Annotated in this window: 8 protein-coding genes; 1 reads left to right on the top strand and 7 read right to left on the bottom strand. The window is 63.3% G+C overall.

The genetic code is table 11. The annotated features are described in order from the left end of the window. Positions 1-204 (top strand): hypothetical protein (locus tag G7007_RS22020; protein WP_219859125.1); only part of this gene is annotated, 204 nt, incomplete at its 5' end. A gap of 84 nt (positions 205-288) precedes the next feature. On the opposite strand, the gene sucD is transcribed toward G7007_RS22020, so the two are convergent. The 7 genes from sucD to sdhA form a co-directional block, all read right to left on the bottom strand. Then, positions 289-1,173: a succinate--CoA ligase subunit alpha gene (gene sucD / locus G7007_RS15985; protein WP_181093641.1), complete on the bottom strand. Its 885-nt coding sequence runs from the start codon at positions 1,171-1,173 to the stop codon at positions 289-291. Beyond that, positions 1,173-2,339 (bottom strand): ADP-forming succinate--CoA ligase subunit beta, encoded by a 1,167-nt coding sequence (gene sucC, locus G7007_RS15980; RefSeq protein WP_181093640.1) that lies wholly within the window; start codon positions 2,337-2,339, stop codon positions 1,173-1,175. The genes sucD and sucC overlap by 1 nt, the downstream gene beginning before the upstream one ends. Positions 2,340-2,510: 171 nt before the next feature. Beyond that, positions 2,511-3,947: a dihydrolipoyl dehydrogenase gene (lpdA, locus tag G7007_RS15975; protein WP_181103187.1), complete on the bottom strand. Its 1,437-nt coding sequence runs from the start codon at positions 3,945-3,947 to the stop codon at positions 2,511-2,513. Positions 3,948-4,075: 128 nt separating this feature from the next. After that, entirely contained in the window at positions 4,076-5,296 is a 1,221-nt protein-coding gene (gene odhB, locus G7007_RS15970) for a 2-oxoglutarate dehydrogenase complex dihydrolipoyllysine-residue succinyltransferase (protein ID WP_181103185.1), read from the bottom strand. 38 nt (positions 5,297-5,334) lie between these two features. Then, positions 5,335-8,166, bottom strand: a complete 2,832-nt coding sequence (locus G7007_RS15965) for a 2-oxoglutarate dehydrogenase E1 component (protein ID WP_181103183.1) — start codon at positions 8,164-8,166, stop codon at positions 5,335-5,337. 242 nt (positions 8,167-8,408) lie between these two features. Next, positions 8,409-9,113 carry a succinate dehydrogenase iron-sulfur subunit gene (locus tag G7007_RS15960; protein ID WP_060394215.1) on the bottom strand — a complete coding sequence of 235 codons (705 nt, stop codon included), beginning with the start codon at positions 9,111-9,113 and terminating at the stop codon, positions 8,409-8,411. An 11-nt stretch (positions 9,114-9,124) separates the two neighbouring features. Further along, the gene (gene sdhA, locus G7007_RS15955) at positions 9,125-10,897 is read right to left on the bottom strand and encodes a succinate dehydrogenase flavoprotein subunit (RefSeq protein ID WP_060394216.1); all 1,773 of its coding nucleotides are present in this window, start codon (positions 10,895-10,897) and stop codon (positions 9,125-9,127) included.

Genomic DNA, 10,897 nt, shown 5'->3' with positions numbered 1-10,897 from the left:
CTGCAAGCTGCAAGCTGCAAGCTGCAAGCTGCAAGCTGCAAGCTGCAAGCTGCAAGCTGCAAGCTGCAAGCTGCAAGCTGCAAGCTGCAAGCTGCAAGCTGCAAGCTGCAAGCTGCAAGCTGCAAGCCAGAGCGTCAGCGCCGCATCAACATCCTGTCAACACCTAACGAACCGCACTACCGTCCGCTTGCAGCTTGTAGCTAATAACTTGCAGCTCATACCTTGTGGCTCACGCCCAAACGCAAAAGGCCACCCGAAGGTGGCCTCTCGACTGCGTGGGGGTGCTGCTTAGTGCTTGGCTTGCCAGCCAGTCAGCTCGGCCAGGGCCTTGCCGATGTCGGCCAGCGAACGGACGGTTTTCACACCGGCGTCCTGCAGGGCGGCGAACTTCTCGTCGGCCGTACCTTTGCCGCCGGAGATGATCGCGCCGGCGTGGCCCATGCGCTTGCCGGCAGGTGCAGTCACACCGGCAATGTAGGACACGACGGGCTTGGTCACGTGGGCCTTGATGTAGGCCGCCGCTTCTTCTTCGGCCGAACCGCCGATCTCACCGATCATGACGATCGCTTCGGTCTTCGGGTCTTCCTGGAACAGCTTCAGGATGTCGATGAAGTTCGAGCCTGGAATCGGGTCACCGCCGATGCCGACGCAGGTCGACTGGCCGAAGCCGGCGTCGGTGGTCTGCTTGACGGCTTCGTAGGTCAGGGTGCCGGAGCGCGACACGATACCGACCTTGCCCGGCAGGTGGATGTGACCTGGCATGATGCCGATCTTGCACTCGCCCGGGGTGATGACGCCTGGGCAGTTCGGACCGATCAGGGTCACGCCCAGTTCGTCGCACTTGACCTTGGCGTCCAGCATGTCCAGGGTCGGGATGCCTTCGGTGATGCAGACGATCAGTTTGATGCCGCCCAGGGCCGCTTCCAGGATCGAGTCCTTGCAGAACGGAGCCGGTACGTAGATGACCGAAGCGTCGGCGCCCGTGGCTTCGACGGCTTCTTTCACGGTGTTGAACACCGGCAGGCCCAGGTGAGTGGTGCCGCCCTTGCCCGGGGTCACGCCGCCGACCATCTGGGTGCCATAGGCGATGGCCTGTTCGGAGTGGAAGGTGCCCTGCGAGCCGGTGAAGCCCTGGCAGATGACCTTGGTGTCTTTATTGATCAGGACGCTCATTACTTGCCCTCCGCAGCTTTGACAACTTGTTGAGCAGCGTCGGTCAGGCTGGTTGCAGCAATGATGTTCAAACCGCTTTCTGCCAGTACTTTAGCGCCCAGTTCGGCGTTGTTGCCTTCCAGACGGACGACAACCGGTACCTTGACGCCGACTTCTTTCACGGCGCCGATGATGCCTTCGGCAATCATGTCGCAGCGAACGATGCCGCCGAAGATGTTGACCAGCACGGCCGCGACATTGCTGTCGGACAGGATGATCTTGAAGGCCTCGGTCACGCGTTCCTTGGTGGCGCCACCGCCGACGTCCAGGAAGTTGGCCGGCTTGCCGCCGTGCAGGTTGACGATGTCCATGGTCCCCATGGCCAGGCCAGCGCCGTTGACCATGCAGCCGATGTTGCCTTCGAGGGCGACGTAGTTCAGTTCGAACTTGGCGGCGTGGGCTTCGCGGGCGTCGTCCTGCGACGGGTCGTGGAAGGTCTTCAGCTTGGGCTGACGGTACATGGCGTTGGCGTCGATGTTGATCTTGGCATCGAGGCAGTGCAGGTCGCCATCGGCCTTGATCACCAGCGGGTTCACTTCCAGCAGGGCCAGGTCGTGATCCTTGAACAGCTTGGCCAGACCGACGAAGATCTTGGCGAACTGGGTGACTTGCTTGCCTTCCAGACCCAGCTGGAACGCCAGCTCACGGCCCTGGAACGGCTGAGCGCCGACCAGTGGATCGATGGTGGCCTTGAGGATCTTCTCGGGGGTGTCGTGGGCGACTTTCTCGATGTCCACGCCACCTTCGGTGGAGGCCATGAACACGATGCGACGGCTCGAACGGTCGACGACCGCGCCCAGGTACAGTTCCTTGGCGATGTCGGTGCAGGATTCGACCAGAATCTTGGATACCGGCTGGCCGTTGGCGTCGGTCTGGTAAGTCACCAGATTCTTGCCCAGCCACTGTGCAGCGAACGCCTTGGCGTCTTCCTTGCTACGGACCAGCTTGACGCCGCCCGCCTTGCCGCGACCACCGGCGTGGACCTGAGCCTTGACGACCCACTCGCTGCCACCGATCTTGTCGCAGGCTTCTGCGGCTTCTTCAGGGGTGTCGACCGCGAAACCCTTGGAAACTGGCAGGCCGTATTCAGCGAACAGCTGCTTACCCTGATACTCGTGAAGATTCATGCTTTTTACCGTCTTCGTTAGTACTGCGCTTCGGCGCTGCCCCATCGCTGGGGCCGCACCACCTGTGACCGTTAACCCTCGGCCAGTGCCTCGGGCCCGATCCGGCGGACATTCCGCGGTGAGTCATGCACGCAAGACTCACGACGGGCAGACCGCCGTGGTTTCTTATGATTAACGCTTCTTACGGTTGGCAACGTGAATGGCACCGCCATTCACCGCCAGCGCGGCTTCATGCAGCGCTTCGGACAGGGTCGGATGGGAGAAGACCATCATGCCCAGGTCCTCGGCACTGGTGCCGAATTCCATGGCGATCGCGCCCTGCTGCACCAGCTCTGCAGCCGATGGGCCGATCACGTGAACGCCCAGTACGCGGTCGGTCTTGGCATCGGCGATGACCTTGACGAAACCACCGGTGTCGTTGGCCGCCATCGCACGGCCGCTGGCCGCGAACGGGAAGGTACCCACGTTAACCTCAACGCCTTCGGCCTTCAAGGTCTGCTCGGTCTTGCCGACCCACGCAATTTCCGGGTGGGTGTAGATCACGGACGGGATCAGGTCATAGTTCATCTGAGCCTTGTGGCCCTTGATGCGCTCGACGACCATGATGCCCTCTTCCGAGGCCTTGTGCGCCAGCATCAGGCCACGCACCACGTCACCGATGGCGTAGACGCCCGGGACGCTGGTCGCGCACTGGTCGTCGACGTAGATGTAGCCACGCTCGTCGATGTCCACGCCGCTGTCGCTGGCCAAGAGGTCGGTGGTCACCGGACGACGGCCGACGGCCACGATCAGGCGGTCGAAGGTGATCTTCTGCTCGCCGTTGGCATCGGTGTAGGTCACTTCGACTTCGTCGCCGTTGACCTGGGAACCGGTCACGCGGGCGCCGAGCTTGATGTCCAGGCCCTGCTTGGTGAGGATCTTCTGGGCTTCCTTGGAGACGGCAGCGTCAGCGGCCATCAGGAAGGTGTCCAGGGCTTCGAGCACGGTGACCTGTGCGCCCAGGCGCGACCAGACCGAACCCAGCTCCAGGCCGATCACGCCGGCACCGATGACGCCCAGGCGCTGTGGCACCTGCTGGAATTCCAGGGCACCGGTGGAATCGACGATGACCTTCTGGTCGACCGGCGCCGGTGGAATGTCGATCGGACGCGAGCCGGAGGCCAGGATCACGTTTTCGGCTTCGATGATCTCGGTGGAACCGTCAGGCTTGGTGACTTCGACCTTCTTGCCGGCCAGCAGCTTGCCGTGGCCCTGGATCGAGGTGACGCCATTGGCCTTGAACAGCGTGGCGACGCCGCCGGTGAGGTTCTTGACGATGTTGGCCTTGCGGCCGACCATCGCCGGCACGTCCATCTTCACTTCACCGGTGGAGATGCCGTGCACGTTGAAGCTCTCTTTGGCTTCCTTGTACTTCCAGGAGCTGTCCAGCAGGGCCTTGGAAGGAATGCAACCCACGTTCAGGCACGTACCGCCCAGCGCTTGCTTGCCGTCGGCGTCGGTGTACTTCTCGATGCAGGCAGTGGTCAGGCCGAGTTGGGCGGCCTTGATGGCAGCCACGTAGCCGCCAGGACCTGCACCAATCACTACCACGTCGAATTTCTGGGTCATAAGGGATTCCTTTTCAGCTTCAAGCTATGAGCCGCAAGCGGCAAGCTGCAAACCGAGTGGCTTGCCATGCGCGGTAACGGCACAGGGCACCACTTGCAGCTTGCCGCTCGAAGCTTGCCGCTCTGAGATTAAATGTCCAGCAGCAGGCGGGACGGATCTTCCAGCAGGTTCTTGATGGTCACCAGGAAGGTCACGGCCTCTTTGCCGTCGATCAGGCGGTGGTCGTAGGACAGCGCCAGGTACATCATCGGACGGATGACCACCTGGCCATTGACCGCCATCGGACGCTGGATGATGTTGTGCATGCCCAGGATCGCCGCCTGAGGTGGGTTGACGATCGGCGTGGACATCATCGAGCCGAATGTACCACCGTTGGTGATGGTGAAGGTACCACCGGTCATTTCTTCGATGGCCAGCTTGCCGTCACGGGCCTTCTTGCCGAAGGTGGCGATGCCGTTCTCGATCTCGGCCAGGCTCATCTGCTCGGCATTGCGCAGCACCGGTACCACCAGGCCACGGTCGCTGGACACGGCCACACCGACGTCGGCATAACCGTGGTAGACGATGTCGTTGCCATCGATCGAGGCATTGACCGCCGGGAAGCGCTTGAGCGCCTCGGTGGCCGCCTTGACGAAGAACGACATGAAGCCCAGGCGTACGCCATTGTGGGTCTTCTCGAACAGGTCCTTGTACTTCGAACGCAGCGCCATGACTTCGGTCATGTCGACTTCGTTGAAGGTGGTCAGCATGGCCATGTTCGACTGGGCCTCGACCAGGCGCTCGGCGATCTTGGCGCGCAGACGGGTCATCGGCACGCGCTTCTCGGTCCGGTCGCCACCGCTGGTGACCACCGGTGCCGAGGCAGGTGCGGCAGGCTTGGCAGCCGGTGCCGGCGCCGACTTCTTGTTGGCGATGGCCGCGACCATGTCTTCCTTGGTCACGCGACCGCCCTTGCCGGTACCGCTCACGGTCGCCAGGTCGATGCCGTTCTCTTCGGCCAGCTTGCGCGCGGCCGGTGCCGCGATCGGGTCGTCTTCGCCCGCTTCGGCAGCGGCGCTCGGCGCAGCGGCAGGCGCGGCGGCCGGTGCAGCCGAAGGGGCGGCGGTAGCGCCGCCTTCCACGATCGAGCCCAGGACTTCGTCGGACAGGACGGTGTCGCCCTCGCCCTTGACGATGTCACCCAGCACGCCATCGGCGGTCGCCAGGACTTCCAGCACCACCTTGTCGGTCTCGATGTCGACGATCAGTTCGTCGCGCTTGACCGCTTCGCCCGGCTGCTTGTGCCAGGTGGCAACGGTGCCGTCGGCGACCGATTCCGGGAAGGTTGGGGCTTTGATCTCGATAGCCATTCTCAGGTTTCCTTAAATACGGTTTCTTGTGCGAAGCATCAGACAGTGAAGGCGGCTTGCAGCAGGCGTTCCTGCTGCTCGGCGTGCATCGAAGCGTAACCACAGGCAGGCGCGGCGGAGGCGTCGCGGCCGGCATATTCCAGAACCAGCGACGGATCGAGGCGGTTCAGGATGCGGCGCATGTGGTGCTGGCTGCTGTACCAGGCGCCCTGGTTCATCGGCTCTTCCTGGCACCACACCGCATGCTTGAGCTGCGTGTAGGGCGCGAGGATCTCGACCAGGTCGTCCTCGGGGAACGGGTACAGCTGTTCGATGCGCAGGATGACCGTGTCTTCACGACCTTCGGCACGACGTTTTTCCAGCAGGTCGTAGTAGACCTTGCCGCTGCACAGCACCAGGCGCTCGACCTTGGCCGGGTCGAGGGTGTCGACTTCCGGGATCACGGTCTGGAACGAACCTTCGGCCAGGTCTTCGAGGGTCGAGACCGCCAGCTTGTGACGCAGCAGCGACTTGGGCGTGAGCACCACCAGCGGCTTGCGCAGCGGACGGATGACCTGACGACGCAGCAGGTGATAGATCTGCGCGGGCGTGGTCGGGACGCAGACCTGGATGTTGTGCTCGGCGCACAGCTGCAGGTAGCGCTCCAGGCGCGCGGAGGAGTGCTCCGGCCCCTGCCCTTCGTAGCCGTGTGGCAGCAGCATGGTCAGGCCGCACAGACGACCCCACTTGTGCTCGCCGCTGGTGATGAACTGGTCGATCACCACCTGGGCGCCGTTGGCGAAGTCGCCGAACTGCGCTTCCCAGATCACCAACGCGTTCGGCGTGGTGGTCGAATAGCCGTACTCGAAGGCCAGCACCGCTTCTTCGGACAGGAACGAGTCGTACAGCTCGAAGCTCGGTTGGCCCGGGAAGAGGTTCTGCAGTGGCAGGTAGGTGCTGGCGTCCTTCTGGTTGTGCAGCGCGGCGTGGCGGTGCGAGAAGGTGCCGCGGCCGACGTCCTGGCCGGTGATGCGCACTTGGTGACCTTCGAACAGCAAGGTCGCGTAGGCCATGGTCTCGGCGTAGCCCCAGTTGATCGACAGGCCACCGGCCTGCATCTTCTGGCGGTCTTCGTAGATCTTCGAGACCTGGCGCTGGACGACGAAGCCGTCGGGCAGCGTCAGCAGCTTGCCGGACAGGTCCTGCAGGGTCTTGAGGTCGAAGCGGGTGTCGTGGCGAGCGGTCCAGGTGTGACCCAGGTACGGGCGCCAGTCGACGAACAGCTCGCGGTTCGGTTCCTTGACCAGGCTCTTGACCACGTGCAGGCCGTTGTCCAGCGCATTGCGGTAGTCGTCGATCTTGGCCTGGGCACGCTCGGCCTCGATGCGACCTGCAGTGATCAGCGCCTCGGCGTACAGCTCGCGCGTGGTGCGCTGCTTGCCGATCTGCTGGTACATCAAGGGCTGCGTACCGTTCGGCTCGTCGGCCTCGTTGTGGCCGCGGCGGCGGTAGCAGACCAGGTCGATGACCACGTCGCGCTTGAACTGCATGCGGTAGTCGATGGCCAGCTGGGTGACGAACAGCACCGCTTCCGGATCATCGCCGTTCACGTGCAGGATCGGCGCCTGGATCATCTTGGCGACGTCGGTGCAGTATTCGGTGGAACGCGAGTCCTGCGGGTTGCTGATGGTGAAACCGACCTGGTTGTTGATCACGATGCGCACGGTGCCGCCGGTCTTGAAACCGCGGGTCTGCGACATCTGGAAGGTTTCCATGACCACACCCTGCCCCGCCACCGCGGCGTCGCCGTGGATGGTGATCGGCAGGACCTTGTCGCCGACGCGGTCGTTGCGGCGATCCTGGCGGGCACGGACCGACCCTTCGACCACTGGCGAGACGATCTCCAGGTGCGAAGGGTTGAAGGCCATGGCCAGGTGGACTTCGCCACCGGTGGTCATCACGTTGGAGGAGAAGCCCTGGTGGTATTTCACGTCACCGGAGCCCAGCTCGTTCATCTTCTTGCCTTCGAACTCGTCGAACAGCTCGCGAGGGCTCTTGCCGAAGGTGTTGACCAGCACGTTGAGACGGCCACGGTGGGCCATGCCGATGACCACTTCCTTGGTGCCGTAGGACCCGGAGCGCTGGATCATCTCGTCGAGCATCGGGATCAGGCTTTCGCCGCCCTCGAGGCCGAAACGCTTGGTGCCCGGATACTTGGTGCCCAGGTACTTTTCCAGGCCCTCGGCGGCGGTCACGCGCTCGAGCAGGTGGCTCTGCACCTCGGCGGAGTAGTCAGGACGGCCACGCACGCTTTCCAGGCGCTGCTGGAACCAGCTGCGCTGCTCGGAATCGACGATGTGAGCGAACTCGGCGCCGATGGTGCGACAATATGTCTTCTCGAGAGCCTCGATGATTTCGCGTAGGCTCGCTTCCTCTTTGCCGATGTACAGGTCGCCGGCACGGAAGGTCGTATCAAGGTCGGCATTGGTCAAGCCGTAGTGATTGATCGACAGGTCAACAGGCGCAGGACGCTGCCACAACCCCAGCGGGTCGAGTTTTGCAGCCTGATGGCCGCGCATGCGGAAGGCCTGGATCAGTCGCAGCACCTCGACCTGCTTCTTCTCGTGCTCACTGCTCACGCTCCCGGCAGACACCGGCTGGGCGCGGCGCTGGTTCTTCGCCAGCAGCACGAAATGGTCACGGATCGCGGAGTGCGGAACATCGGTAGCGGTGCTGCCTTCGGCGGGCAACTTCTGGAAGTAAGTGCGCCACTCTTCTGGCACGGCGTTAGGGTCGTGCAGGTAAAGCTCATAGAGCTCTTCCACATATGCAGCGTTACCACCTGAAAGGTGGGCGCTTTCCCACATGCGCTGCATCACGCTTTCTTGCATGCTTGGTCACCCTCGGTTAGGGGACGATCGACAAGAGCCAGGGAACGCCTGAAAAAGCCCGAGTACAGCGGCTCAATCACGCCACCGAGGATCCTGCAGATTTCCGGGTACCAGCCCGGAAGCCCCTGCTGGTCTCATAGCTTCATGGGTAATGAGCGGGGCCTTATGGGCCCATGCCCGGGTTTCACCTCGGCGCGGGTTCATCCCCCGCGCGTCGGTGTCTTGCAGGTACTGCGGATCGATCAGGTACCGCTTTGCAGCAGCATGTTACGCACGTGGCCGATCGCCTTGGTCGGGTTCAGACCCTTGGGGCAGACGTTCACGCAGTTCATGATGCCGCGGCAACGGAACACGCTGAAGGGGTCGTCGAGCGACGCCAGACGCTCCTGGGTCTTGGTGTCACGGCTGTCGGCCAGGAAGCGGTAGGCTTGCAGCAGCGCGGCAGGGCCGAGGAACTTGTCGGGGTTCCACCAGAACGACGGGCACGAGGTCGAGCAGCAGGCGCACAGGATGCACTCGTACAGACCGTCCAGCTTCTCGCGCTCTTCGGGCGACTGGAGACGCTCGATGGCCGGGGCTGGCGTGTCGTTCTGCAGGAACGGCTTCACCTTCTCGTACTGCTTGTAGAAGATGCTCATGTCCACGACCAGGTCGCGGATCACCGGCAGGCCCGGCAGCGGACGCAGCACGAGCTTGTTGCCCTTGACCACGGCCGACAGCGGCGTGATGCAGGCCAGGCCGTTCTTGCCGTTGATGTTCATGCCGTCGGAGCCACAGACGCCTTCACGGCAGGAGCGACGGTAGGAGAACCCTTCGTCCTGCTCCTTGATCAGCGCCAGTACGTCCAACACCATCAGGTCCTTGCCGCCAGTGTCGACGTCGAACACCTGCGTCTTGGGCGCGGTGTCGGTATCCGGGTTGTAACGATAAACTTCGACTTTCAACATGGTAGCCACCCTTAGTAAGTCCGGACTTTAGGTTCGAAGGCCGGAACGGTCTTCGGCGCAAAGTTGACTGCACGCTTGGCAACCCGCTTCTCCCCGGGGAAGTACAGGGTATGGCACAGCCAGTTTTCGTCGTCACGGTCTTCGAAGTCTTCACGGGCATGGGCGCCGCGGGACTCCTTACGGGTTTCGGCCGCGATGGCGGTAGCTTCTGCGACTTCCAGAAGGTTCTGCAGTTCCAACGCTTCGATGCGGGCGGTGTTGAACGCCTGCGACTTGTCGTTGATCTTGACGTTCGAGATGCGCTCGCGCAGGCCTTGCAGCTGGGCGATGCCCTTCTGCATGTACTCGCCGGTGCGGAACACACCGAAGTAGTTCTGCATGCAGCTCTGCAGCTCGCGCTTGAGACTGGCGACGTCTTCGCCGGTGGTGCGCTCGTTCAGCTTGGCCAGACGGTTCAGCGCCACGTCGACGTCGGTGTCGCTGGCGTCACGGTACTGCACGCCCTCGCTCAGGGCTTTTTCCAGGTGCAGACCCGCGGCACGGCCGAAGACCACCAGGTCGAGCAGCGAGTTGCCGCCCAGGCGGTTGGCGCCGTGGACCGATACGCACGCCACTTCGCCGACGGCGAACAGGCCCGGGATGATCTGGTCGACGCCGTTGGCGTCCATGGTGATCGCCTGGCCATGGATGTTGGTGGCCACGCCACCCATCATGTAGTGGCAGGTCGGAACGACCGGGACCGGTGCGACGACAGGGTCGACGTGGGCGAAGGTCTTGGACAGCTCGCAGATGCCAGGCAGGCGACTGTGCAGCACTTCCTCGCCCAGGTGGTCGAGCTTGAGCATGACGTGGTCGCCATCCGGACCACAACCGTTGCCGGCAATGATTTCCTTGACCATCGAGCGGGCCACGACGTCGCGACCGGCGAGGTCCTTGGCGTTCGGCGCGTAACGCTCCATGAAGCGCTCGCCGTGCTTGTTGATCAGGTAACCGCCTTCACCACGGCAGCCTTCGGTGACCAGCACACCGGCGCCGGCGATGCCGGTCGGGTGGAACTGCCACATCTCGATGTCCTGCACCGGCACGCCGGCGCGCAGCGCCATGCCGACACCGTCGCCGGTGTTGATCAGGGCGTTGGTGGTCGAGGCGTAGATACGACCCGCACCGCCGGTAGCCAGTACCGTGGCCTTGGCCTTGATGTACATGGTTTCGCCGGTTTCGATGCAGATCGCGATCACACCGACGAACGCGCCGTCCTGGTTCTTCACCAGATCGACCGCGTAGTACTCGTTCAGGAAGGTAGTGCCGGCCTTCAGGTTGCCCTGGTACAGGGTGTGCAGCAGCGCGTGACCGGTACGGTCGGAGGCTGCGCAGGTCCGTGCGGCCTGGCCGCCCTTGCCGAAGTCCTTGGACTGGCCACCGAACGGACGCTGGTAGATGCGGCCGGTCTCGGTGCGCGAGAACGGCAGGCCCATGTGGTCCAGCTCGAAGACCGCGGCCGGGCCTTCCTGACACATGTATTCGATGGCGTCTTGGTCACCGATGTAGTCGGAGCCCTTGACGGTGTCGTACATGTGCCAGCGCCAGTCGTCGTTCGGGTCGGCCGAGGCGATCGCGCAGGTGATGCCGCCCTGGGCGGACACGGTGTGCGAACGGGTCGGGAAGACCTTGGTGACCACGGCGGTCTTGTGGCCGCCCTGGGCCAGTTGCAGCGCCGCGCGCATGCCGGCGCCGCCGCCACCGATGATGATGGCGTCGAAGGAAATGGTTGGAAGACTAGCCAT

The sequence above is a fragment of the Pseudomonas entomophila genome (genome assembly GCF_013523125.1).
Classification (GTDB): Bacteria; Pseudomonadota; Gammaproteobacteria; order Pseudomonadales; family Pseudomonadaceae; genus Aquipseudomonas; species Aquipseudomonas entomophila_B.
This window is presented reverse-complemented; position numbering and strand designations above follow the sequence as displayed.

Excerpts from the sequence above, each read along its gene's own strand:
- sucC (WP_181093640.1), bottom strand. The coding sequence starts at position 2,339 with ATGAATCTTCACGAGTATCAGGGTAAGCAGCTGTTCGCTGAATACGGC.
- G7007_RS15960 (WP_060394215.1), bottom strand. The coding sequence starts at position 9,113 with ATGTTGAAAGTCGAAGTTTATCGTTACAACCCGGATACCGACACCGCG.
- sucD (WP_181093641.1), bottom strand. The coding sequence starts at position 1,173 with ATGAGCGTCCTGATCAATAAAGACACCAAGGTCATCTGCCAGGGCTTC.
- lpdA (WP_181103187.1), bottom strand. The coding sequence starts at position 3,947 with ATGACCCAGAAATTCGACGTGGTAGTGATTGGTGCAGGTCCTGGCGGC.
- odhB (WP_181103185.1), bottom strand. The coding sequence starts at position 5,296 with ATGGCTATCGAGATCAAAGCCCCAACCTTCCCGGAATCGGTCGCCGAC.
- G7007_RS15965 (WP_181103183.1), bottom strand. The coding sequence starts at position 8,166 with ATGCAAGAAAGCGTGATGCAGCGCATGTGGGAAAGCGCCCACCTTTCA.
- sdhA (WP_060394216.1), bottom strand. The coding sequence starts at position 10,897 with ATGGCTAGTCTTCCAACCATTTCCTTCGACGCCATCATCATCGGTGGC.